This is a genomic window from Paenibacillus chibensis (assembly GCF_004001045.1).
GTDB classification, from domain to species: domain Bacteria; phylum Bacillota; class Bacilli; order Paenibacillales; family Paenibacillaceae; genus Paenibacillus_AQ; species Paenibacillus_AQ chibensis.
In genome coordinates this window covers 78500-102531 of the sequence record NZ_BIMK01000017.1, presented here as the reverse complement: position 1 = coordinate 102531, position 24032 = coordinate 78500, and the positions used below count along the sequence as shown (strand labels likewise).

Genomic DNA, 24032 nt, shown 5'->3' with positions numbered 1-24032 from the left:
GATGAAACATGAGAAAATTTCTGGAGAAACTGCTTGGACAGAAAGAAGCACGCAAGGCTGAATTGGGTGGTCTGGCCGACAAAGCTACGACGCTCGAAGAGTTGCGAAGCATCAATAGTGAACTGGAAGGCATCAATGCAGAAATTACTGAGCTCCGGAGCGAGCTTGCGAAGACGCCGGAAGTTCCTGCAGGTGGGAACACACCGCCAACTGAAGGCAGAAGCCAAACTCCACTGACAACTGGGAATTTCGCACAAGGTCAGGTTATGAGTTCGTATGGAATGCAGCAGCCGCAGCAGCGCAGCGGGGAACAAACCGATCCATTCAGCACCATGGAATACCGAAACGCATTTATGGCATTCGCCAAGACCGGCGAAATCCGGCCGGAGCTGCGGGCTAACGCTACGACAACCACCGCAGACGTATCAGCGGTTATTCCGACAACGATCCTGGCTGAAGTTGTAAAGAAGCTGAAAGTATACGGCCAAATATTTAAGGGTGTCCGCCAATTGAATATTAAAGGTGGCGTGGAAGTGCCCATTCTCACCCTCAAACCTACGGCTACATGGATCGGGGAAGATAAATCTTCCGACAGGCAGAAAGTTCAAGCGAAAGAAAAAGTATCTTTCAGCTATTACGGTCTTGAATGCAAAGTGGCTATCTCCTTGCTGGCGGATACAACCACGCTGGACGGATTCGAAACGACAATTACGGATTTGATCGTCGAAGCAATGATCCAGGCTATCGATCTTGCAGTCGTGCGTGGAGACGGCGCAGGCAAACCGAAGGGAATTATCAAAGATACCCGTGTTCCGGAAAACCAGATCGTTACCTTGACCGACGTCGAATTTACGTCCTGGGTCGCTTGGAAGAAGAAAGTGTTGGCCAGATTGCCGCTTGCATATAAAGCTGGCGCAACGTTCTTGATGTCTTCAGGTACGTTTGAAGGCTACATTGACGGCATGACAGATGATAATGGGCAGCCGATTGGCCGAACAAATTACGGGATTACAGACGGCCCGCAGGGTCGGTTCAGCGGCAAAGAGGTCATCGAGGTGGAGGATGATGTACTTCCTTTTTACGACGACGCACAGGCGGGGGATGTTGTCGCGATTCTGTGTAACCTGAAAAACTACGGCTTCAACTCAAATCTTGAAATGACCATGTTCCGCTATTTTGATCATGACGCGAACGAGTGGGTCGATAAAGCGGTCTTGATTGCCGACGGCAAGCTCATCGATCCGAACGGCGTCGTAATCGTCAAGAAAGCAGCAACCACCTAATCTGAGGGCGAACAGCCCTCTTTATTATTTTGAATGGAGGAGATCCCATGGGAAGAACCAAGAAAGACGCAGTTGAAAAGGTGGACGAGGTGAAGACAGGCGACGGAATTGTAGTCCTCTGGAAAGCTAATCGCCCATTGAGCTCAACCGAACATGAACAACTATCCGAAAAGCTTCGTGCAGAGTCCTCGCTGAGCGGCTTGAGAATCGTTCTGGCGCCTTTTTCAGTGGATGCCAGCATAACAGGGCCGGAAGACCAGCAAACCGATCCTACAGCCTCAGAGAAGGTCGTTGAGCCGTCCGATCCTGAACCGGATACTCAGACGGTTCAAGGTGACCAATAAACTCCCAAGCGCTTGGGAAAATGAAGGAGGGCGCCTATGGACCTTCAATATGTGAAGGATTATCTCCGGGTGGATTATGAGGACGATGATCTGCTGATTAATGGCTTTATTTCCGCCGCTAAGCAATATCTGCGAAATGCTGGCGTCGCCGATCAAGAAGAAAGCGACCTGTACAATACCGTGATTCTGATGCTGGTATCCTTGTTCTATGAGAATCGCGAGGTAACAGACAATGATATCAAGATCCCAACCGTCATTAATACGCTTATTGTGCAGCTCAGTGTAAAGAGGACAAGTGCATGAACGCTGGACAACTCAAAGGAAAGATAACCGTCTGGAGGAAGGTTCCTGATAAGAACGAGATGAAGGAAACCACATTCGTTGATAAGGAATTTATGCAATTGTGGGCTGAAATCATTCCGCAGACGGCGACATTGCAGCGGGCGGCGGCAGATACCATGCTGAGCAGTACAACCCATAAAATCAAGGTGAGGTACGGAAGCGGGAAGCTGATCAAGCAGGATATGTGGATCACATTCAAGGGCCACCGATTCGATATCAAGTACATTTTGAATCCATATTTCCGAAAGGAATCCCTTGAAATTTTTGTGGAAGAAGTGATTACATGACGCGCCAAGATGATTTTGATTTGTCGGGTCTGAGCGACTTCACGGGTCGCTTGCTGGATCTGGCCGACGTGCAATTTCCAAAGGAGTCGCGCCGGTTTATGCAGCAAGAAGGGAATAAGCTGCGCCGAATCACGGCCGCTAAGGCGAGGCGGTTAGTGAAGCGCAGAAGTGGAAAGTACCTGAAGGGCATCAAGCGCGGGAAAGTATACAGGTACAAAGGTCAGGAGCTGGCTGTGAGGGTATATGACTCGTCGCCGCATGCTCATCTAATCGAGCACGGTCACCGTCATGTGACCAAAGACGGCCAGGAAGTTGGTTTTGTCCGGGGTAAGAAGGTTTTTGAAAAGTCGCGGGCCGAGTTCGCGGATACCTTCGCTCAGGATTGCGAGGATTTTGTGGACGAAATGCTGGCGAGGGGGCTGAGGTAATTGATTGATTTGAAGCATGTTCTCCTGGCCGTGAATACTCGGATTGAGGAAATATATCCGGAAATACCAATCCAAAGTTCAGACATCGAAGAAGGGTTTAGCCGCCCTTCTTTTTTTGTTGAATTCGGTGACGTTCGGACAGCGGCATATGGCCCGCGTGGAAAGGAGCGGAATATTCCGGTCACGGTCTACTATTTCCCGTCTGATCGATATAAGAACCGGATTGAGCTGCTGGAGGTACAGGAACGACTCGAACAAACATTCTCGGAAGCTTTTGCTGTTCAGACTGGATTCGTGGTCTACCCCGTAGAAGTGACGAGCACAATCGTTGATGGCGTAATGCAAACGAGCTTCGAAGTCTACTATATCGAAACGGACAACTCCGAAACCGGCGAAGAAATCAGCGAGCTTTACCTAAACATAGAAAAGAGGGATTAACCTATGGCGATTGGCCTGCCTACTATCGACATTATCTTTAAAAAGCTGGCCGCGACGCTTGTAACGCGTTCGGCCAGCGGCATTGTCGCCCTGATTGTTAAGGATGACACGGACAGCACCCACGCAGTGAAGGAATACACATCGGTTCTGCAAATTGATGCTACAAAATTCACGGTGAGCAATGTGCAGTATATCAAGGATGTATTTTTGGGAGGGGCTGCAAAAGTGATTGTGGCTCCGGTCGCGACCGATAGCATTGCAGTCATTGGCGACGCCATCAAGGCGATTGGAAGCCGCAAATATAACTGGATCGGACTCGCTGAAGGAAAGGACGACGAGCAGACGGATCTTGTGGCATATATCAAAGAACAGGAAACGGCTAAAAAGAGTGTGAAAGCCGTGGTATTCGACGCAACAGCCCCGGACTGCCAGCATATCGTGAACTTCACGAATCCCAGCGTCACTACGGCCAGCGGCAAGCTGACGGGAGAAAAATACGTATCCCGGCTGCTCGGTCTGCTTGCAGGCATGCCTCTCACACGTTCCAGCACCTATTATGGGCTTGCGGATCTGATTAGCGTCGAAGAACCGGCAGACGTAGAATCAGCGGTGAACGCAGGCGAGTTTGTTCTTTTTAATGATGATGACCTCGTCCGGGTGGCTCGCGGGGTTAACTCTTTGACCACACTTTCGCCTACCGTGTCGGAAGAGTTTAAGAAGATCGTCATCGTTGAGACGATGGATATGATCCGGGCGGATATTTCCGCGACGTTCAAAAACGATTACCTGGGCAAGTTCAAAAACAAATACGACTATCAGGTATTGCTCATTACGGCCATTAATAGTTATTTCGATGCCCTGGCGAACGAGGATATTTTGGACAATACGTTTGCCAATCGGGCATACATCGACATCGAGGCGCAGCGCGCCGCCTGGATTGCCACCGGGAAAGCCGAGGCCGAGGGCTGGGACGAGCAGACGGTGAAAAATAACACCTTCCGCAGCAATGTGTATCTTGGCGGAAACATCAAGATTACGGACGCTATGGAAGACTTTGAATTCGGAATTGATCTGCAATAAGAAAGGAGTTGAGGGGCTTTGGATAAGGCAAATGGCGTAGTAAGCGGCAATGATTGTATGGTATGGATCAACAACGAAATTTGGGATGAAATTAAATCCTTCGAATGGAAAGTCACAGGTAGTTTTGAAGAAGTGAACTTTCTCGGTGACCCGCGAACCTATAAGAAGTATATGGGGTATGACGGGGAAGGGACGATAACGCTTAACAAAACGAAGAGCCGCGGCGCGCAGCTTCTGGCTGAAGCCTACAAGACGGGGATTATGCCGGATGTGAAAATCGTAACCAAAACGACGAACAAGTCTACTGGTAAATCTGAGCGGGCAGTATTCACGGGAATTACCTTTAGCGAATTCGGCGGGAAGTCTGAAGCAAAGGGACTTTTGGAGGAAGAACTTCCGCTCAGCTTTGCGGAATATGAATTTTTGGAATTTATGTAAGTGCAGTTAAAGGGGCGGAATATCCGTCCCTATTTTTATTTACCAGGAGGAAATTAACATGTCCAATCATGATCGTAATGTAAAACTTACTCTAAAAGACCTGATCGCCAAGAAGGCCGCTAAACAAGCCGCCAGAAACTGGTCCGAAGAGGTCTACATTGATAGCCTGGAAGGTGAAATCACAGTTTCACATCCAGGCGAGAAAATCATGTTCAAGACCTTTGATATGGTTGACGGCTCTAGTTCGGCCGAGGATGCTGTATACGCAAATGCCTTTGTCATTTATCATGCCGTCAAGCTGTTCCAAAGTCAGGAACTGATGGATGAGTTCGACGTGAAGGACAATGTCGATATTGTCCGCCATTTGCTAACACCTGTTGAGATTAATGAACTGGCCCAACTGATCATGGAGCGCTCCGGATTTGCGAAGGGTGAGCAGGTGAAAGAAAAAGCAAAAAACTCCTAAAACATGATCCTGACCTGCAATTGATTGGTTTCTATGTCTTACGGGGTCACGATCATGATATGCTGATCAATCTTTCAACGACAGAAAAGCTAATGTATCAGCTATGGATGGAGGCAGCGCACGAAGAAAAAGCTCAGGAAATGAAGCAGCTATTTGGGGGCCGATAGGCCCCTTTTCCTTTGCTCTGAAAGGAGGGGGATAGATGGCAAATAGGACAATCAATACCATCCTTAACCTGCGGGATCGTTTCTCAGGAAGGATGCGGAATGTAGCCAACCAAACAAGACAGAGCTCCAGGCAGATGTCTTTACTGAGCAACAATGTCAGGCAATTCAGACAGCGGGCAGTATCTGGATTTACAGACGTAGCCAAAAAGGCCGCATTCGTTGGGGTTGCATTAACGGGGCTTTCGACCGCTGCGTTATCTATTGGCAACAGCGTAGAATTTGTGAATGAATATCGTTCCTCATTGATTAATATGCAGGCAGCGACCGGCGCAACCTCCGAGCAGATGGCGAGCATGAAGAAGGAGATCATGGATCTCTACAGGATGAACCTCGGAGAAAGCTGGTCCGACTTGGCCCAATCGATGACGATTGCGAAGCAGGTCACCGGACAGATGGGCGAGCAACTGAAGCAGACAACCAAGATGGCGGTTACTTACCGGGATACGTTTGGGGAAGAGATCCCCGAGACGATCAAAGCCTCGGATACGATGATGCGAAATTTTGGGATCACGAGCACGCAAGCATACAACCTGCTGGCTCAGGGCGCTCAGCAAGGGCTCAATAAATCCGGCGAGCTCCTGGATACGGCAAATGAATACAGCGTCTATTTTAAGTCGCTCGGATTCTCAGCTAGTGAAATGTTTGACGTATTCAAAGCGGGGCTAGAAGGTGGAGCCTTCAACTTGGACAAGGTTGGGGACAGCATCAAGGAACTGGGGATAAGGACGAAAGACGGCTCCCAGTCAACGGTGGAAGCTTACAAGATTATCGGTGTCAATGCGTCGAAAACGATGAAATCCTTCGCCAAAGGCGGGCCGAGCGCTCAAAAAGCATTCAGACAAGTCGTGAATGCCTTGGAAAAGGTAAAGGACCCGGTAGCCAGGAATACCGCATCCGTGAACCTTTTCGGCACTCAGTTCGAAGACCTGGAGAAGAACACAATTTCCGCCCTCACCCACGCTCGCAGCCAGTTCGATATGACGAAAAACACAATGGACCAGATTGGGAAAATTAAATACGGAAATATGAATCAGGCGGTGCAAGGGATTGGCCGCATGTTCGAAACCTCCGTATTGATTCCCATAGCGGATCGGGTGCTGCCAAAGCTGAACGAATTCGGCCAGTGGTTTCGCAGTAAGACTCCTGAAATCGAGTCTCTGATTGATAAGGCATTTACGAAAGGTGCCAAAGTCATCGAAGGGTTTAAGGATTCCATTCAGTGGGCGAGGGATAATGCTGAATGGCTGACACCTGTGGTCATCGGTCTTACGTCGGCAATCGCTGCGCAGAGGATCGTGGGAGTCGTCAGTAAAATGTACAGCACATGGACGAACGCCACCAGAGGGCTCACAGTCGCTCAGGTGGCATTAAACCTTGTTACCAAGGCAAGCCCGTTCGGGTGGATCGCTACGGTAATCGGCTTGGTCGTGGCTGCTGGAGTGTATCTCTATAAAAACTGGGATACGGTCAAGCTTAAAGCTCAGCAGCTATGGGTCACCTTGACGAGCGTCTGGACGAACATAAAAACAAGCATTACCAGCGCAGTCACTGGAGTTTCGACGTGGCTGAATTCTTTCCCACTTGGACAAACCTTTCTTGAGACGACTCGGGGCCTGATTGCAAGTGTAAAGCAGATTTTTAATGGATTTATCCAGTTCTTCAAATCGGTCTTTAAAGGAGACTGGGAAGGAGCTTGGCAGGGCATTGTCGAGGTCTTCCGAGGCCAGTTTTCGATGATTACGACATATGCGAAAGCGCCGATTAACGGCATTATCGATATGATCAATGGCGTCATTGAAAGGGTCAATAAGATCAGCGTCGATATTCCTTCTTTTATGGGCGGCGGACATTTTGGTGTAAGCATCCCTACTATTCCGAAATTCGCGCTTGGTACCAGCTATTTCCGGGGTGGCCTGGCACAGATCAACGAGCGCGGCGGCGAGCTAGTCAACCTGCCGAATGGCAGTCAAGTCATCCCGGCCGACAAGACGGATAGAATGCTGAACAAACAATTCGGTCCGATCGAAGTTACGGTTATCGTTCAAGGCAATGTCATCGGCAATGATGAGTTTCTGAATCATATGGGCAGTGCGCTCGTCAATAAGCTGAAGCTCGCATTATCCAATCAATAAAGGGGGAGAGTCCATGGATATCGTTCTGAGTTATAACAATATGGCTGAGGTGCTGACGCTGCCGTTTCTTCCGGCTGAAATGACTCTCCCCGGCGTTCAAATGGATAATGAAGAGATGGCGCTATCCAGTGGCTATAAGGGCGTAGGCAAGCTTAATCTGATCGGTTTGCGCGGGCTCCAGGAACTGACCATTGAATCTTTTTTTGCAACAAAATATTATCCGTTTGCGAAGAAGCAGAAAGACGGCTGGGAATGCGTCAATCTTATCAATAGGTGGTCAGGAACCCGTAGACCAATTCGGGTGATTATCACAACGAGCAAGCACTTGGAAGTATTGAATATGGCTTGTTTGATCGAATCTTTTGTTTACGGCGTGGATCGCGCCGGAGACATCCCTTATACGCTGCAGCTGAAAGAATTCCCGATGCCGGTGGTGAAGTAGATGGGCCATGAAATCATGCTAATTCAGAATGGCAAGAAAACCAATATTACTCCGCTGATTGGGAGCTTGGCTTGGTCCAGCAATATCGATGCGCTGGGCGACGACATCACATTTAACTACGCCTATAATGATTCGCCGTACTTCAAGCAATACGATGTGATCCGCGAGGGAGACATCGTGGCTCTACTGAATCAGGGAAAGGTCATCAAACATTATGTGGTCGTTCAGATATCGACGTCAGGCAGGTTCGGCAAGAGCATAACCGGATTTGATTTTGGATGGTACCTCAACAAAAACAAGGTGGTCATTCAGTTTAAAAAGGCCAGCGTTAGCGACGCGATCCGAAAGCTTTGCGACAAAGTGGGGATCAAGCATGAGATTGTGGCCATCCCCACTTTGGTTACGAAGATTTATAAGGATGAGGCTGTCAGTGACGTGATCAAGGAATTACTGGACCAGGCGAAGCAGGAGACAGGGGTTACTTATCGCATGGAAATGGTCGATCAAACGTTAACTATCAAGAAGCTGACGGATTTGGTCATTAACCCCAAAATCAAGCTGGCGGATAATACCGGATCGTTCCCGGCGGCACTATCGGCGTCCAATGCTACCCGGACTACTTCGATCGACGATTTACGAAATAGTGTTGTTGTGGTTACCAGCGAAGAATCCACGAAGGTATACGCTGAGGCCAGTGATTCGGCATCCATCAAAAAATATGGTCTGCTGTCGGAAAACGTGTCCGTGGATGCCAAGAATAAGGCCCAGGCTCGAAACATTGCAAAGAATACGCTGAAGGATCTGAACCGGATCAAAGAGGAACTGACGCTTGACCTGCTGGGCAGTGATGAGATCAAAGCGGGCAGATTGATTGATATGGATGTGGATACCATCGGCGCCAAGGGCAGGTACATTATCACAAGCGCGAACCATAGTGAAGCGAATGGCATTCATCGGGTTACCGTGCAATTGGGGGCGAGCTAATTGGAGTCATGGGAGGTACAGCTTGCAACGATCTTCAATCGGAAGGCCGGAGAAGATCCGGCTGCCGAAGCAGTGAGCGCCAAAGTCATATCTCCATTGCCGAATATCTCATTATCCTTGGGTGACGAGATCATTTTGGATGAGGAGAACCTGATTGTGGCGAACCGGATATATGAGATCCCTTTGCAGCCAGGCGACGAAGTGATTTTGCTGCCGACCGCAGGCGGTCAAATTTTTTATCTTATGGATAAGGTGGGGAGGTAATGTTTCCGGAAATCGACCCTATATCTGATTCTGACACTTTGCCGGTCCAAACGGACTTGGGCAAAGTGTTTTTGTTTGATTTTGAGGAAAAACGATATGTCCTCCGGGACGGTAAGCCGATAGAAGCCACTTACGACGAGGCAATCCGGCAATGGGTGACGATGCTGCTGATTACTGAAATCGATCAATACATTATCTATGCGGACACGGGGTTCGGCATCGGTATCAAGCAGTTCATCGGCAGGCGGGATATACCGCTTGGCGTCATTAACAGTGAGGTTAAACGTCAAATCACGGAGCAGGTGACGAAGCACAGCCAAATTACGGGTGTCGATAATTTCGAAATCGATCGGGAAGACGGGAAGGCGAAGCTGACCTTCAGCGTGGCCACTCTCCGGGGAGTCGTTGACGGGATTGAAAGCGAGGTGAGGATTGGTGGACGAGATTTTTAAGCAGCTCCTGGCCGACATCGGGGAACAGTACGACAAAACTGAGGGATACTTGGTCTACGATCTTCTGAAAAGCGTAGCCCTTGCGCTCAATACCAAGGCTGGCCGGTTGGATGAGATTGAATCGTTGCTGGATGTTGAGAATATGACCTATCCGCTGCTTGATATTTTTGTGAAGCAGCGTAAGGGGATCGAACGAAATCTGGCTACTTATTCCAAAGGCACGTTGCTGGTTACCGGAAATGGCACAATCAATACGGGGGATTTGTTCGAAACCCCGTCAGGCGTACAGTTTGAATCCAAGGAGAAGAAGTCCATCGTTGGAACCGGCCAAATAACCGTACAAGCGCGAATTGCGGGGCCGACAGGAAATGTCCCGGCTCAGATGATAACGCAAATGCCTGTAACCATTCCAGGGATTACGCAGGTCACCAATCCGGAGCCGACAAAGGACGGCTATGAGGAGGAATCGGACGACAGCCTGCGCGAGCGGTACTATATCGCCGTCCGCACGCCACCCACGAGCGCCAACACCTATCATTATCTCTCATGGGCAAAGGAAATTTCAGGCGTTGGGGCGGTGAAAGTCTTTCCGCTGGAGCGCGGGGAGAATACGGTCGAGGTTGTTATCATCGACCAGGAGAGGAAACCGGCATCGGCTTCCCTTGTGGCCAAGGTTCAAGAGCATATTGACCCCGGCAGCGAAGGGCTGGGAAATGGGGAGGCTCCGATTGGAGCGAAATGCTTCGTTATTTCGGCATCGGGCTTGGACATCAATGTCACGGCCAGCGTCACCAAATCAAGCGACCTCACGGATTTGGAAGTCTTAGCGAACATTCAACTTTCCATAGCCGAGTATCTGAAGGGTGTCGCCTTTATATCCGATTATGTTTCCTATGCGCGGATCGGGGAGGCCATTCTGAATAGTTCTGGCGTTGAAGATTACTCTGGCTTGCTCCTCAACGGGGCGGCGGATAACGTTGCTGTCGGAAGGAAAGAGGTCGCGGTATTGGGGGTGGTATCCATTGGATAACCAAAGTGAACTGGTCGGCAGCCTGCATAAAATCGTCCGGGAAGATCCATTCATCGGTGCCTTGACCGGCTCGATAGGTCTATCCCTGGATAACTTCGATGCCAAGATGGATGATTTACTCGCTCAGCTGAACATCGACACGGCCACCTGGGGGCTGAAGATTTACGAAAAGGAACTTGGTCTGAAGACGGACGTTTCGAAGCCGCTGGACGACCGCCGCAGCGTAATCAAGAGTAAGATCCGGGGAACCGGGAAGATTGGTGCGGTGCAGATCAAAATCGTCGCGGATGCATACAGCAATGGAAACGTGGAGGTTGCCTTCGATAAGGCGATCATCATTAAATTCAACGGTTTTTATGGAGTGCCAAAAAACTTGGACGATCTGAAAAACGCCGTTCGAGAGATTGCGCCTGCTCATTTGGTGATCCGCTATGATTTCAAGTATCTGCTCATCCGGGATATCAATAACGTGATGACGTTCGATCAGCTGAAGCAGGTTCCATTTTCGAAGTTGGCATTCAGAAGAACAGGAGGTGCATAGTTTGCCTACAAATACACCGAATTTGAAATTATACAAGGTTGATGGCGAAACGGACGGCAGCGACACGTTTAATGTGGACGTGGTGCTTAACGACAACTGGGACAAGATTGATGCTGCCATCAAGTCGGTTGAGGATGACCTGGACAATGTCAGTGTGCCGGACGCTTCCCTGGACCATAAGGGGATCGTTCAGCTGTCCAACGCAACGGATGGTACGAGAGAAAATGTAGCGGCGACGGAGAAGGCTGTAAAGCAGGCATACGATCGGGGTACCAAGGGCGTAGACGATGCAAAGGCCGTCTCAGACAGGCTGTCAAGCATTGAAGAATCAAGAAGATGGGGGGCGCTATAAGATGGCAGACGTGAGCAAAAGACTTTTAAAAGGTGTCCTGGATACTGCAACGACGAACAACTACACGGTTCCACAAAATAAATATACTATTTTCAAATCGATTACAGTAAGTAACACAAGCAGCTCAGTTGATTTGTTTTTAACTATAAGGCTAGCGGGCATTTCAATTATTTCCGGCCATAAGATCAAAGCAAATGATACTTTGCACATTCCCTATCTTGACCAAATTATGCACGCCGGTGATTCTCTGAATATATATGCGTCTGTGGTCTCTGGGACTCTAAGTGGATGTTACTACATCTCCGGCCGTGAGGTGGATGTCTAATGCCTTTAGTGGATATCTACAGATTGGATCAATTCCGTATTGACGGCGCTGGAGGAAGTGGGAATGCGCAGCCTGGAGACGTCTTGAAGGGCAAAACATTCACTAATGACGATGGCGAACAGTTGGGTACAAGAGATCCCGGCAGGAAAACAGCAGAAGGAATAGGGTATCCTACACTCTACAGTGGAAACACCTATAGATTTGAGGTGACGGGCTTAACATTTAGACCTGGATATATTGGTGTTTATCATAAAAGATATGATCAGGATTATGTCTATATTGATCGAAATAACATAACTGCAAATGTAGTTTTTTATCGATCGGATCAAAACTCTGTAACATTCTATAATAGGGTGGTTCTTACAGCTAGCGGTTTTTACATTTATTTCAATGACAATTACCCCGACCTTACAATACCAATATACTGGGTTGCGGATGAATGAGAGGAGGGTTGATCAACTATGTTCTTAAATAGGTTGTATTTCAAAAAGACAAACGGCTACCTCGTTGCTCAAAGTTACCGTAAAGGCGATGTTTTGGAGATCCCGACAGTTGAAGATGATTTCGCTCATCTCGCCCCTTTAATGGGATTGACATTAAATGACGTGTACATGATCAACTTGTCAGAAGGAGAGTATGAACAAGATCTGAGGGAAGCAGAGAGTATACGTCTAAATTTAGACACGATGAGCGTTGAGTTTTCCTACAAAGATCCGAATGCACCTGATCCCGAACATCCAGTATTCGAAAAATCTCTTTCCGAGAAGGTTAAAGAACTACAAGACGAAAACACCCTGCTTAAGGCCCAGAATGCGGCTCTATCCGACCGGGCAGATTTTATTGAGGACGTCATCGCAGAAATGGCTCAGCAGGTTTATCGGTGATATCCCTTTTATTTTATTGGTTCATGTCACACATGAAAGGGGGTGAGGACATGATGGCGATGTTTTTTTCACAGCGTGTAATCTTGGGTAAGACCAAGTACAACGAAGTACCAGCGACCCTGCAAGCGAGTGTTAAAGAAATCTTGGAAGATAGCGGTTTGGGATACCTAGCCGAATAAGACAGAACGCCAATAGGCGTTTTTATTTTGCGCATTTGGACAATAATACGCAGCATTACCGACGCCAATTGGCGTTTTTATTTTGCCCTCGGGACCCCGGGGGCTTCTTTTTATACAGAGAGACGAGGGGGAAGGCAGGTATGCCGGAAGGAGATGTGATTGGCATTGAGCAATTACGAGCGAAACAAGAGGAGTTAACGCAACAACTGCAAAACCTGAGTGGTGAGTTTACTAGGTTATCAGCTGCGGCGATTGCGGACGAGGCGCGGTTTAAATTGATCGAGCAGGCAACAACCCGGCACGATGAGGAGATCAGGCAGCTTAAGGACTCAACCAGGCTTATGCAAATCCAATTTGAACAGGTCATGGGCAAGATCGATAGTTTGGAGCTCAAACTATTTAATTGGCTCCAGCAGTCTCAGCAGGACAGCGCAAAAGAGCGCACAACCAGTCAAAAGCAATGGATGCAGTTTCTGCAATTTGTGCTTGGCGGGACGATCGTAGCCATTGTGACCTACATTTTTACAAAGGGGTAACCTGGCAGATTATAAATTGAGAAAGGTTGATGAAATATGGATTGGAACATGATATGGCAATTGATTGACCCGCGGCTTATGATCGTGGTGGCTGCATGCTGGATTATTGGTTATACTCTCAAAAAAACACCGCATGTGCCTGACTGGACCATTATCTATGTGGTCACCTTGATCGCTATTCTGCTCACAGTCTGGCTTTTGGGATTCAGTCCAGAATCGATTATCCAAGGCATTCTTGCCGGGGCTTTTGCTGTGTATGGGAATCAGTTTATTAAGCAAGCCAGGATCGGAGCTGACGACGATGCAAAATCGGAATAAGGGCAACGCCCAGGGGATCGACGTATCCCATCATCAAGGCGTAATCAATTGGGCGAAGGTTGCCGCGTCAGGTATCTCGTTTGCTTTCATCAAAGCAACCCAAAACAGCATGGATCCACAATTCCTGGCCAACGTCAAAGGCGCTAAGGCTGCGGGGCTTCTGATTGGTGCTTACCATTATCTTGACGATAAGGTGACGACGGTGGATATGGCTCGGGCTGCAGCTCAGACATTTTTCAAGGCAATCGTGGCCGCCGGTGGCGTGGATGTGTTTGATCTGCCTTTTGTGTTGGACTACGAGAGCAATGAAAATAAGCTGACAGCTCTGGCCATTACGGCAATTGCTAAAGCCTTTATGGAAGAGGTTCAGCGTTACACGGGACGAGTTCCCATGTTATATACCTATCCGGAGTTTATTAAAAACTTCTCCGGTTTGACTAAATATCCCCTTTGGATCGCTCGGTACAGTAACCAGGTCCCCGTGGATGCTTCAGGATGGAGACGGTGGGAATTCTGGCAGTACAGTGACGGCAGTGTAGGCGGCATGCTTCCTACTGGAGGTCGAAGCGTCCCAGGTATTGCCGGGCCGGTGGATCTCAATGAGTTTGACGGTACGGTTGAGCAAGTGTATGCGCGTTATGGAAAGAAGCAAACAGGAAAGGACAATGACGAAGTGACGAAACAGGATTATGAAGCGTTGGACAAACGTATTGCTAAGGTGGAAGAGGTCAATAAATTGGTTCCGGCCCCAAAATGGTTCGTCCTAGAGTTCGGATCGGCGGATCTTAATGGCCTGATTGCACAACCTGAATTTACAGCTGAAGGCTGGCGCACTTTGGCGGTGGGAATGCGTGCTTTGAACAAGAAATAAATTCCCAAGCGATTGAGAATATGAAGACCCTGCTGACATTTATTTTGTATTTACAGATGTAGTATAATTTTGTAAAATAAATTCAACATATACGGACGCGCCGTTGTGCAATCCTATAGCATTGGTAAAAATACCCCACTAACCATTATTGGTCGGTGGGGTATTTTTTATGTGTTATTTTAAATGATCTATCGCGTATTTCGCTTCTTCCTTAGTAAACTTTTCACCGTATTCCGAGATCAATTGCTCGTAAATGGCTGAATTTGACATATTCATAGTTTCGGCATATGATTCCGCCTTTTTCAATGCATTTTCTTTCCAATCGAATACAATATTATCGATAGCATATTTAGCGGCTTCTCGTGGGAAGTTCTCTCCATATTCAGAAGTCAATTGATCGTAAATGCCTGCCTTTGACATATTCATAGTTTCCGCATACGACTCTGCTTTTTTTAGTGCAGATTTATATTCCCTTGGGATTGCATCTTCTTTTTCCTTTTGTTTTGCCGCAGCCTCGGCCTTTGCTTTTGCCTCTGCATCAGCTTTGGCTTTCGCTTCAGCCTCTTCTTTAGCCTTCTGTTCTTCCTGTGCTTTCTTTTCTGCTGCTTCTTTTGCTTCTTGCTCTGCCTTTTCTTTATCGTCAACTTTATTGGATTCTTTGGTCTCCGTTTTCACTGCTACAGTTTCTGCCTTTGTACCAGAATCATTTTTATTGCTGGCCTGATCTGTTTGAGGTTTAGGATCAGCAATTACAGCAATGATCATTATAATGAAGCACGCCAGAGCTGGAAACAGCCATTTCTTTGCCTTACCATTTTTCTTAAACAAAGCAATAATCCCTAATATAAGTAATACAATCCAAGCCAATGTACTAATTAAACCAATAGCAGCCCACATTTTCGTTTTTCCCCCTAAGATTAATAAAAAAATCAATTATAGTCTATCAGAACTAGGAAAATATATCCATAATAATTAGTACTTATTACGGAACTGTTCCGGGGCTGTGACCTTTTCAAACCTCGATATATCCAACCCCAAATACTTACGCATCAGCACAGCTGCCTCAGCCGTGAGTGTAGACCAAGATAGAAACATCTTACCGTGATAACCTCGGCACAAAAACTCTGCTCGTATGCCGTCTTTAAAACGGTTTTCTTCATATACCTTGATGCCTCTTTTTGTAAACGCCAGTCGTACACTCGACAAATCCTCTGTAACAGCCTTCAGTCCGATCTCAAGCAGCTCGGCGTATATGTCTGGCGATTTAAATAAACCTGAATCCGTGATGATATGTAAGTCTCTTTCGTAGGCCGTTAAAATTAGTGGTAAGAGTATGTATCGCTTGACCAGTATTTCGTCCGCTGTTGTTATTGCTATCCGCATAGTGTCCACCCCAAAAATACGAACGTTTGTTTTTATTATACGCTCCTATAGTAAAATTATTCAATGGGTAAGGTTCATTATCTCCGATTAAGAAATAGCCCTGCCTTGTAATAACGGCAGAGCTACCTTCTAACAAATCTTCTAACGAAACTTCTAACGGTATGGAAATATCCTTAAGACCTTATAAGACCTTAATAAGCGAAGACGCCTTATCTAACAACCTTCTAAACCAGTATAAGACCTTGCGAGTCCGTATGGTTTCGCACTCGTAATGCGTAGGCCGGGGGTTCAATTCCCTTCACCAGCATCCTTATAAAAAGCGCGGTTCTCCGATTATCGGAGACCGCGCTTTTTTTTATTTTAACGCAACCGTCCACACCACATGCTGCCGCTGTTCATATCGTGATAGAAACGATTTGAGAGGTTGTGATTTCATGGCGGAAACGACGGGGATCATCACGAATACGGGAACGAATCCCGCGACAGTCCTAGTCATCAATATCAGCAATGATAATCTTAGTTTTTCTTCGAACGTTGTTTATCATATCTATGTGTGGAACAGCTTGGTGAGCAAGTCGCTGGTGTATTCCAGTTCCCTGACGATTAACGCAAACACAAGCCAAATTCTTGGTTTCAACATCGCTGGCAATACTTCGTACGAGGTTCAATTTCTTGTAACGGGCACCGTTCCAACCGATACGGTCATCAATGTATTCGGAACGGATTCGTCCGGTAACGTCATTCCTCATCAGAAAGTGCTGCAGGAAGATCTCACTCAAATTGCCCAGCTCAACCCTTAAGACATGGGGAACCGCGGGTTTCTGAATAACATAGGAGGTAACCATGGTCAATATACAGATCTCGCCCAGTTCCAGCTCGCAGTTTGAGCCGACCATCGCGGTAAATTGGCTCAACCCTTCGGTTATGGTGGCGGTTGCGGTAGATCTCAGCGCAGGACCGCCGAATATTGGTTTGTACAAGTCGATTGATGCAGGTGCAACCTGGAGTACGACACTGCTGCCGCTGCCTGCCGGGTTTGCCGGCATAGAGGCGCCCCATATCGATTACCTTTTTCCCAATTCGTTCGTCGTATTGGCCCACGCCTTTGATTCGGATGGCCTCAGCGGCTCGATCGTATCCTATATATCTAACGATAATGCATCTTCCTTCGGAAATCCGGTGATTGTGAACCAAGGCTACGGACAGTTCGTCAATGACGATCAGGTGGTGGTTGTTACCGATAAGGCCGGATCGAGTCCTAATTTCGGAAGTATCTATACAGGTTATACTCATGATTACAACACGCAGTTTATACCGGGGAATACGATATTTTTCAATCGCTCCATTGACGGGGGGAACACTTATATGAGTCCCAGTCTGCTGTCTTCCGTCACCGAACTTGAAGAGTTTCCGGGCATCGCCGTTACCTTGAACGGCATTCTAATCGTGGGCTGGATTACTCAACCTCCAGGCAACTCTGAATTCGACATTCGTACATCATTTGACGGCGGAGTTACATTCCAAAATGAAACCATGGTCTCTTCAGTGGTCGTTCCTCCTTCTCCGCTGCCGGGGTACCAATTCAGATGCCTGACGTATCCCTCCATGTCTGCGGACACTTCCAATGCACCCACATCCCGGGGAAATGTTTATGCGGTGTGGCAGGATTTCCGGCAAGGTTATTCGGATATTTACCTTGCTATTTCCACGAATTTTGGCGTGGATTGGGGAACTCCGATGCCCATTACGGGCAGTCCGGTGGGGTCCCAGAGCTTTTTCCCGACCATCACGGTTTCCCCAACAGATGGTGCGGTGTTCGTTTCTTACTATACCAACCGTCTCAATCCGCCCAATATCGATGTCTACCTTGCCACATCCAGGGATGGAGGTATGACGTTTGTGAACACGCGCATCACGACCACTTCGTTCAGCGTCACGGGCCTTCCTCTGATCGGCGACTATATTGGAAACGCGATTGTCCCTCAAACAGGCCGTCTTGTCACCGTCTGGACCGATACGCGGACGGGAACTGAAAATATCTGGTTTGGCGATAATCAATGATGAACATTTGCGGGGTTGGGAGCTCGCCGCCATGTTACATCCAACCCTGTATATGTACGTCACACCTCATCGTGCGAACGTAAATCATTTTATTTTTTGGGTGACCCTCTAGGACGCCAAGTATTTCACAAAAATTACAAATTTGAATTTAAATATCCGAATTTTGAAGTATTTATGGTACCGTAGAAGAGTCTCTAAACCATCGTCATCATATGGCCTGTCCAGCACCTCGGATGTGGATGAGATCCATCACAACTGTAAAAGGAGCGGAAAAGATGAATTTGTTCAGTGCGACAACCATTCCATCGGCGATTATTGCCGGCCTGGCATTTTTGATTCTTTACTTGGTTTTGAGCAAGTACGTATTCGGACCATTGTTTCTTGTCATGGAACAGAGGGAGTCGCGGAACCAATCCCGTCTGGAATCGGCGAATGAACTCAGGCAGGAAATGCAGCAATTGGAGGAGCAGCGCAATGCAGTTCTGAGATCAGCTGCTTTGGAGGCAAACGTGCTCATCCGGAATGCGCTCAAAGAAAGTGCCGCGGAGGCGGAGCAGGTAATCAAGGAAGCAAGAGAGGAATCAAATCAGTATATCGCCGAAGCCTCGGTGGAGATCGAAGCAGAGAAGGACAGAGCGATTGAGGCCATACAAGGCGAAACAGAGGAGCTATCCCATCAGATTGTGAAGAAGCTGATTCCCGGGCGTGTTCATTAAGAACCTTACATAACCGTTTTTCGATTGGATCGTCACAATGACAAAAAGCCGCAGGGAACGCGTTCCCCGCGGCTTTTTATACGATTCGCAGCAGCCGCAGATTGCCTTGCTTCCTATCCGTGTAAATAAGATATAGGGGAATAGGGAATACTTCCTTGATGTACATCAAAGGCACGATGGTTTGGCCGGCATCATGTTTTTGAGTGGAATGAATGCAGCAAGCCAATTTTCTGGAGGTGGAAGCGATGAGCGACAGCACCATTACGATTCATTTTGTGGGCGGAGAGTCCCTCAATATTATTTCGGACGACATTCCTGGTGTGATCTCGAGGCTGAAGAGCGAGGAATGGGTCGATCTCAACGCGCATCATGTAAAAACATCGAGCATTTCCTTTTTCAGCGTGTATGAGCCCGGCTTCGACAAGGATAGCGAGAAGCAGATCCCGGATCGCAGTTGAGTTAACAGATATGTGGATCCAATGCGGAATAGGTCATCCAACGTTCATAAAAGCGCCGTTCATCCTCGGATGGACCGTGCTTTTTTTTATGAATAAAATATCATATCTGGCGTCGTTCACGAGCTTACGAGGTCCAACATCCTGTATAATAGCTTCATGAGGTGATACATGTGATCGTTGTCAGTTCCTGCCTGGCAGGAATGAAAGTACGGTATAACGGGACGCATTCCTTGCAGGATGTGATCCAGCGGCTGGTGGAGGAAAAAAAAGGCGGTGGCGGTATGTCCGGAACTGATGGGAGGCTACGTGACTCCCAGAGAGCCGGCGGAAATTCAGGGCGGAACCGGAGCCGACGTGCTTGACGGACGGGCCCGGGTCGTCGAGAAATCCGGCAGAGATGTCAGCGCCATGTATATCGAAGGCGCGTACGCGGCTCTGAAGAAGATTCGCGAGCTTGGTGCGACGATGGTCGTATTGAAGGAATACAGCCCGTCCTGCGGCAGTGCCATGATCTACGACGGACGGTTCGCTAACCGGAAAATACCCGGAAGCGGCGTAACCGCGGCTTTGCTGGAGCGTGAGGGCATTCCGGTCGTCTCGGAAGAGCATTTTGCGGACAGGCTTCAGCAAGGCGGGGAATGGAAATGAGCCGGAGTGCTCATTCAGGGCTTTTTTCACATTGCCAACAGGGATGATTTAAGGGTATAATAGGAACACTTGTTCTTACAATGCATTGGGAGATGATTATATTGAACAAACCGCATCCATCCCCTTCGACGGCTTCAGAACCGGCATGGAATGCTTCGGGACCGGCAGCCGCCGTTCAGGATCAAGAGAACTGGCCGGCCCTGGAACGGAAGCTTTCCCGTTCGCTTGAGAAGCATGTGAAAATGACTCTGACGGTAGATACCCCGCAAGGCACAAGTCGCCTGAGAGGGTTCGTGACGGTAATTAATACATATCTGCAGGAAATCAAGCTCCGAGAGGAAGACGACTGGAAATGGATCCGGTTCGAGGATATCCGGTCGGTACAGGAAGCCTAGGGAGGCTAAGATCCCGTCTATCCCCGACTAAGGTCCAGGACCCCCCTGGTCTCAGGCTAGGTGTTCTCCAGGATGTGAACCCTTATAATGAATACCATATATAACCAGGGATAGATGGAGGGTTTATGAATGCATAATTTTTACATAAAGGCAGCGGCCGCGGCGATGCTTTCGGTCATGCTGCTTGCCGGCTGCGACACGGTGAACGATGCCGCACAGAAGGTCAGGCAGGACGCGCATGAAGTAGCGCAGGCCGCAGGCGATTCGGTGGCGGGAAAGGTGAACGGCATTACAGACCGCATCAAGAGCGGCGGCCAGCATATCGAATGGACCGCGGAGCGTGAAGTCGGCTCCGAATCCGCGCTTCGGATCGATCATAAAGTAGGGAGCATCAGCATAGTGCCGGGGGCAGGTCAGACCGCGTCCGTGAAGACGACGATCTGGTTTTTGAATGAAAAGTCGTACCGCAGCATCGTGGAGAATGCGGAGACGTCACTGGTCGCCAAGAACGGCAAGCTGGAGATCGTCACGAATCCGAAAGGGGATCCGGGACGCGATCTATGGGAATGGGCGGAATCCAAATACGGATATTCGGAATTCCTGATCGATTATGAGATCCAGATTCCGGCGGCGATCAAGAGCTTTGATATTGCCAACGATGTAGGCGGTATCACGATGAATCATCTGAACGGGACGTATCGGGTTAATAATAATGTAGGCACAATCGCGGTTGAAGACGCCCAATTGGCAGGCAAGTCCAGCATCAAATCGGAGGCGGGGAGCGTCCAGATCGGAATCAGCGCTATGGAAAAAGACAGCAGTTTAATTGCTAAAACCAATGTTGGCAGCATCCATGCGAAGCTTGCGGATACTCTGGCGTGCACGCTGAAGCTGGATAGTGACCTCGGCATCATTTCCGGCGGTTCCAGAGGCAAAACGGATATCAACGGAGGCGGACCGCAGATTACGCTGTCCTCGTCGGTCGGGGCGATTTCCGTCGAGTAACGAAACAGGGTTCAAGCAGAAATAACAACTGGCCAATCTGAACTCCTGAGAATGCTTGTCCACACCACAGCTTCGCTTCTCGCATAACCTTATAGCAAGCACCAAGCCCATCCATAAGCTGCTCCGGGATATCCTCCGGAGCAGCTTATTTGTTGTGCATGAATTTCTTATTCATTACCGTCAGCCGCTTCGGGTCCTGAGCCATAATCCGGTGCGAAGAAGGGAGAAGTTGCCTCAAGTCCACTCAGCATGGCGATGAAGCGTTCCGCATATAAATCCGCGGAAAAATGTTTACGGATATGCGCTTCGGCATTTTGGACCAGCTGTTTTCTTAACAGGGGATCTAACATCAACGAAACAGCCTCCGCAACCCCTTCTTCCAGATTGCCGCGCGTATAGAATTTACCGGTTGTATTATGAAAAATAAACCTTCTTACGCCGCCGGAGTCCGTAGAAAGCACCGGGCAGCGGCAAAGCATGGCTTCAGCGACCGCATATCCGAACCCCTCGCGGATGGAGGTGGAGATGAGCATCCCTCCGGAATCTCCGATGATGCTGAGATAATCGGCCATGAGCTCATGCGGGATATTGGAATAGCGGATGAGCCGTGAGGATAAAAGAGGATCTTCGGCAAGCATTTGGCGGTAGCCGGCCAGTTCGGCGCTGTCAGACAAGGTGTCGTCATCGAAGAGCCACAGGTACAGCCCGGGGTACAGCTTAAGGAGGCGCTGCCCCAGCAGCAGAAATTCCCGCCAGTTTTTGTTAACCTGAATCCGTCCGATCCAGCCGATAACGGGAAATGGCTTTCGCGGATAGGCGGTATATCCAAAATTCCGGGTGTCGAGCGGGTCGTCAAAGCAATATTGCGGAATATCGGGAAAGAAAGACCGTATAAGCTGGCGCAGATGCGCGGTCTGGGGATAGAGCAGCGCATCGGCATGCCGCTGGATGTGTTCTTTGAAATCCTGAAGAATAAGCAGGGCTTCCTCCGGTGTTCCCAGTCCTTGAAGTTCAAAGATGAGGCGTCCGTCGTAACCAAAGCTGCTGATTTGGATGAGCATGTGAATGTCCGAGCATATGATGATCGCATGGTATTTTTCCTTTTCTATGAGCTTGCGGATCGTATCCGGATCGCTGGTCACGAAGGTAGGGATATCCTTGATGTTCTGGCGTCCTTCTCCGTCCAAATTGTACAGCAGATGCGATTCGATTCCCCGTTCCATCAGCGCTTTGCTTCGAATCCGGTTCAAGGTCTCCATGCCGCCGCTCGGGTTAAAAAAGTAAACAGTATCTTCATGGCAGCTCACCCAAAGGCGCCGGATGCTGGGTAAGCAGGTCGGAAAGCGCCTGCGTATGGAATAGCTCATTACTTCGAACCGGGGCTGCCAGAAGCCCGGTACGAAATCCGATGTCCTTATAGTCAGGAGAATAACAGCTGGCCAATGCGTAGGACGGTGATTTTGCCAGCTGCTGATGCAGAATTTCCAGGTCCGTCACATAGACAAAAGGATTCAGGTCAAGCACGATGGCGTAAGGGGTCTGCCATTGAAATATGCGGGTTCTCAAGGCTTCGGCGGCCGTGAGGGAAGGATGCCATTCGAAAAGCGTCGTCGGATGAGCGATCTGGCCAAGCGAGGCGCTGACCTGCTGGTCCGGCGAAAGATCAAGCACGCAGCATATATAATTGCTGAAGGTTTGTTCATACAGATTTTCGATTCTTTCAATGGCAGCGGGGGTAGCTTCCCGGAGAGGGAACAGAACCGTAATCTCAGGCGGGATGCCCCTGCGGCTTCTGGCCATATGTCTGGACAGGTGATAGGTGTACCGCCAGTACCTGTGGGCATCGACGGATTTCAGCTGTGCCGAGACACTGAAGGTGGAATCCACCCGGTAATCCATCAGCTCGACCGGGATGTACCGGATGTCGCAGTGATCGGTCAGTTTTAGAAAATAATCGTAATCCTCCACAGGCGCGAGGCTGTAGCCGCCCTGTACCATTTTGGCATATACCGCTTTATACATAAAAGAAACTCCGATAATGGAGGAATCAAGCAGCTTCTCTTTCGGCCGCCCCTGGTATTGGCGCAGCGCCGCCAAGGATGCCTCATCATACAAAGGGGTATTCCGGTCGTCAATGTTTTGGAATGAACTGTAGGCAAGCCCCAGTTCGTCAGGGCCTTTAGCGAGAGCGGAACGGAGAACGGCCAAAAACTCGGGCCTGTATATGTTATCGCTGGATACCCAGGTGAGATACAGGATCGCAGGATCTTGATACAGCACCTCAAAGCCGGTATTCAGCGCATGAGGAACCCCCTGATTTTCCGGATAGGAAATGACTTCTGTACGAGGATCATCTTTCGTGAACAGTCGGACGAGAGGTTCCATTTCAGGAGCTCCGTCAATGACGATGATGAGACGGAACTGAGGCAGCGTCTGGCTCAACACAGATTCAAGCGCTGCTTTCAGAAACTCGGGCTTCTGTTTGTAGACTGGCATGACAATTCCCACATCCGTCAAGGCATTCACCACTTCCGTCAGATATACAGCTATTGTATCGTTCAAAATTAGGCTTTGACTGTGCGGTTAACCATGTCATGAAACAAAAATAATAAGAAAGCCTGCGGAGGAGCAGCGCAGGCTTTCTTATGGCGTTCAAGGAATCCTATGAGCCGCATGAGCGAAGCATCATACTGGTGGATCATGATGTTACAGGGGGTTGCCGG

34 protein-coding genes and 1 pseudogene are annotated in these 24032 nt (G+C 48.8%); 31 read left to right on the top strand and 4 right to left on the bottom strand.

What is annotated here, in order from left to right; genetic code table 11:
• The first annotated feature begins 8 nt into the window (after positions 1–8).
• The 24 genes from PCH05_RS14910 (at position 9) to PCH05_RS14800 (ending at position 14643) form a co-directional block, all read left to right on the top strand.
• Complete coding sequence (locus tag PCH05_RS14910) at positions 9–1283, top strand: phage major capsid protein (protein ID WP_127603206.1); 1275 nt, start codon at positions 9–11, stop codon at positions 1281–1283.
• Positions 1284–1330: 47 nt separating this feature from the next.
• On the top strand, positions 1331–1627 hold the full coding sequence (locus PCH05_RS27520; RefSeq protein ID WP_174806271.1) for a hypothetical protein: 297 nt from the start codon (positions 1331–1333) through the stop codon (positions 1625–1627).
• 36 nt (positions 1628–1663) lie between these two features.
• Positions 1664–1930, top strand: coding sequence for a head-tail connector protein (locus PCH05_RS14900; RefSeq protein WP_127603204.1), 267 nt, complete (start codon positions 1664–1666; stop codon positions 1928–1930).
• The gene (locus PCH05_RS14895; RefSeq protein WP_127603202.1) at positions 1927–2256 is read left to right on the top strand and encodes a phage head closure protein; all 330 of its coding nucleotides are present in this window, start codon (positions 1927–1929) and stop codon (positions 2254–2256) included. The genes PCH05_RS14900 and PCH05_RS14895 overlap by 4 nt, the downstream gene beginning before the upstream one ends.
• Positions 2253–2684, top strand: coding sequence for an HK97 gp10 family phage protein (locus tag PCH05_RS14890; protein ID WP_127603200.1), 432 nt, complete (start codon positions 2253–2255; stop codon positions 2682–2684). The genes PCH05_RS14895 and PCH05_RS14890 overlap by 4 nt, the downstream gene beginning before the upstream one ends.
• Positions 2685–3122, top strand: coding sequence for a phage tail terminator family protein (locus PCH05_RS14885; protein WP_127603198.1), 438 nt, complete (start codon positions 2685–2687; stop codon positions 3120–3122). It begins immediately after the preceding gene.
• Positions 3123–3125: 3 nt separating this feature from the next.
• On the top strand, positions 3126–4202 hold the full coding sequence (locus tag PCH05_RS14880; protein ID WP_127603196.1) for a phage tail sheath C-terminal domain-containing protein: 1077 nt from the start codon (positions 3126–3128) through the stop codon (positions 4200–4202).
• A gap of 18 nt (positions 4203–4220) precedes the next feature.
• Complete coding sequence (locus PCH05_RS14875; RefSeq protein ID WP_127603194.1) at positions 4221–4640, top strand: phage tail tube protein; 420 nt, start codon at positions 4221–4223, stop codon at positions 4638–4640.
• A 58-nt stretch (positions 4641–4698) separates the two neighbouring features.
• On the top strand, positions 4699–5106 hold the full coding sequence (locus PCH05_RS14870; RefSeq protein WP_127603192.1) for a phage tail assembly chaperone: 408 nt from the start codon (positions 4699–4701) through the stop codon (positions 5104–5106).
• 202 nt (positions 5107–5308) lie between these two features.
• Positions 5309–7465 carry a phage tail tape measure protein gene (locus tag PCH05_RS14865; RefSeq protein ID WP_127603190.1) on the top strand — a complete coding sequence of 719 codons (2157 nt, stop codon included), beginning with the start codon at positions 5309–5311 and terminating at the stop codon, positions 7463–7465.
• 13 nt (positions 7466–7478) lie between these two features.
• Entirely contained in the window at positions 7479–7907 is a 429-nt protein-coding gene (locus tag PCH05_RS14860; RefSeq protein ID WP_127603189.1) for a hypothetical protein, read from the top strand.
• A 15-nt stretch (positions 7908–7922) separates the two neighbouring features.
• A complete protein-coding gene (locus PCH05_RS14855; protein ID WP_127603187.1) occupies positions 7923–8891 on the top strand; it encodes an XkdQ/YqbQ family protein in 969 nt (322 codons plus the stop codon).
• Positions 8892–9155, top strand: a complete 264-nt coding sequence (locus PCH05_RS14850; protein WP_127603185.1) for a hypothetical protein — start codon at positions 8892–8894, stop codon at positions 9153–9155. It abuts the gene before it with no gap.
• A 38-nt stretch (positions 9156–9193) separates the two neighbouring features.
• Positions 9194–9607: a DUF2634 domain-containing protein gene (locus PCH05_RS14845; RefSeq protein ID WP_164766654.1), complete on the top strand. Its 414-nt coding sequence runs from the start codon at positions 9194–9196 to the stop codon at positions 9605–9607.
• Entirely contained in the window at positions 9591–10637 is a 1047-nt protein-coding gene (locus tag PCH05_RS14840; RefSeq protein WP_127603181.1) for a baseplate J/gp47 family protein, read from the top strand. Before PCH05_RS14845 ends, PCH05_RS14840 begins: the two co-directional genes overlap by 17 nt.
• On the top strand, positions 10630–11178 hold the full coding sequence (locus tag PCH05_RS14835; RefSeq protein WP_218030525.1) for a putative phage tail protein: 549 nt from the start codon (positions 10630–10632) through the stop codon (positions 11176–11178). The genes PCH05_RS14840 and PCH05_RS14835 overlap by 8 nt, the downstream gene beginning before the upstream one ends.
• A 1-nt stretch (position 11179) precedes the next feature.
• Positions 11180–11530, top strand: a complete 351-nt coding sequence (locus PCH05_RS27705; protein WP_246049593.1) for a tail fiber protein — start codon at positions 11180–11182, stop codon at positions 11528–11530.
• Position 11531: 1 nt separating this feature from the next.
• Positions 11532–11855 (top strand): hypothetical protein, encoded by a 324-nt coding sequence (locus tag PCH05_RS14825; RefSeq protein WP_127603177.1) that lies wholly within the window; start codon positions 11532–11534, stop codon positions 11853–11855.
• The gene (locus PCH05_RS14820) at positions 11855–12298 is read left to right on the top strand and encodes a hypothetical protein (protein WP_127603175.1); all 444 of its coding nucleotides are present in this window, start codon (positions 11855–11857) and stop codon (positions 12296–12298) included. Before PCH05_RS14825 ends, PCH05_RS14820 begins: the two co-directional genes overlap by 1 nt.
• Positions 12299–12316: 18 nt before the next feature.
• Positions 12317–12739 (top strand): hypothetical protein, encoded by a 423-nt coding sequence (locus PCH05_RS14815; protein ID WP_127603173.1) that lies wholly within the window; start codon positions 12317–12319, stop codon positions 12737–12739.
• A 50-nt stretch (positions 12740–12789) separates the two neighbouring features.
• Complete coding sequence (locus tag PCH05_RS27915) at positions 12790–12918, top strand: CD1375 family protein (RefSeq protein ID WP_281278768.1); 129 nt, start codon at positions 12790–12792, stop codon at positions 12916–12918.
• Positions 12919–13058: 140 nt separating this feature from the next.
• Positions 13059–13454 (top strand): hypothetical protein, encoded by a 396-nt coding sequence (locus tag PCH05_RS14810; protein WP_127603172.1) that lies wholly within the window; start codon positions 13059–13061, stop codon positions 13452–13454.
• Positions 13455–13490: 36 nt separating this feature from the next.
• Positions 13491–13772, top strand: a complete 282-nt coding sequence (locus PCH05_RS14805) for a phage holin family protein (protein ID WP_127603171.1) — start codon at positions 13491–13493, stop codon at positions 13770–13772.
• Positions 13711–14643, top strand: coding sequence for a glycoside hydrolase family 25 protein (locus PCH05_RS14800; protein WP_246049591.1), 933 nt, complete (start codon positions 13711–13713; stop codon positions 14641–14643). The genes PCH05_RS14805 and PCH05_RS14800 overlap by 62 nt, the downstream gene beginning before the upstream one ends.
• A gap of 174 nt (positions 14644–14817) precedes the next feature.
• Here PCH05_RS14800 and PCH05_RS14795 read toward each other — a convergent pair whose 3' ends face one another.
• Together PCH05_RS14795 and PCH05_RS14790 are read right to left on the bottom strand one after the other, a co-directional pair.
• On the bottom strand, positions 14818–15540 hold the full coding sequence (locus PCH05_RS14795; protein WP_371860547.1) for an Ltp family lipoprotein: 723 nt from the start codon (positions 15538–15540) through the stop codon (positions 14818–14820).
• Positions 15541–15615: 75 nt separating this feature from the next.
• A complete protein-coding gene (locus PCH05_RS14790; protein ID WP_127603169.1) occupies positions 15616–16026 on the bottom strand; it encodes a YhjD family protein in 411 nt (136 codons plus the stop codon).
• A 434-nt stretch (positions 16027–16460) separates the two neighbouring features.
• Here PCH05_RS14790 and PCH05_RS14785 point away from each other — a divergent pair, with 434 nt between their 5' ends.
• From PCH05_RS14785 to PCH05_RS14755, 7 genes and pseudogenes are all read left to right on the top strand, one after another.
• Complete coding sequence (locus tag PCH05_RS14785) at positions 16461–16826, top strand: hypothetical protein (RefSeq protein WP_127603168.1); 366 nt, start codon at positions 16461–16463, stop codon at positions 16824–16826.
• Positions 16827–16869: 43 nt separating this feature from the next.
• Positions 16870–18087 carry a sialidase family protein gene (locus PCH05_RS14780; protein WP_127603167.1) on the top strand — a complete coding sequence of 406 codons (1218 nt, stop codon included), beginning with the start codon at positions 16870–16872 and terminating at the stop codon, positions 18085–18087.
• A gap of 275 nt (positions 18088–18362) precedes the next feature.
• Positions 18363–18803 carry a F0F1 ATP synthase subunit B gene (gene atpF / locus PCH05_RS14775; RefSeq protein WP_164766653.1) on the top strand — a complete coding sequence of 147 codons (441 nt, stop codon included), beginning with the start codon at positions 18363–18365 and terminating at the stop codon, positions 18801–18803.
• A 212-nt stretch (positions 18804–19015) separates the two neighbouring features.
• Positions 19016–19261 (top strand): hypothetical protein, encoded by a 246-nt coding sequence (locus PCH05_RS14770; RefSeq protein WP_127603165.1) that lies wholly within the window; start codon positions 19016–19018, stop codon positions 19259–19261.
• Between the two features lie 170 nt (positions 19262–19431).
• Positions 19432–19909 (top strand): annotated as a pseudogene (locus PCH05_RS14765) (2-thiouracil desulfurase family protein).
• Positions 19910–20010: 101 nt separating this feature from the next.
• Positions 20011–20304 carry a YolD-like family protein gene (locus PCH05_RS14760; RefSeq protein ID WP_164766652.1) on the top strand — a complete coding sequence of 98 codons (294 nt, stop codon included), beginning with the start codon at positions 20011–20013 and terminating at the stop codon, positions 20302–20304.
• A gap of 129 nt (positions 20305–20433) precedes the next feature.
• Positions 20434–21309: a DUF4097 family beta strand repeat-containing protein gene (locus PCH05_RS14755; protein WP_127603163.1), complete on the top strand. Its 876-nt coding sequence runs from the start codon at positions 20434–20436 to the stop codon at positions 21307–21309.
• 167 nt (positions 21310–21476) lie between these two features.
• Here the strand turns inward: PCH05_RS14755 and PCH05_RS14750 are convergent, their stop codons facing one another.
• Positions 21477–22616 carry a glycosyltransferase family 4 protein gene (locus tag PCH05_RS14750; RefSeq protein WP_246049589.1) on the bottom strand — a complete coding sequence of 380 codons (1140 nt, stop codon included), beginning with the start codon at positions 22614–22616 and terminating at the stop codon, positions 21477–21479.
• A complete protein-coding gene (locus PCH05_RS14745) occupies positions 22603–23871 on the bottom strand; it encodes a glycosyltransferase family 2 protein (protein WP_246049587.1) in 1269 nt (422 codons plus the stop codon). The genes PCH05_RS14750 and PCH05_RS14745 overlap by 14 nt, the downstream gene beginning before the upstream one ends.
• Positions 23872–24032 lie beyond the last annotated feature (161 nt).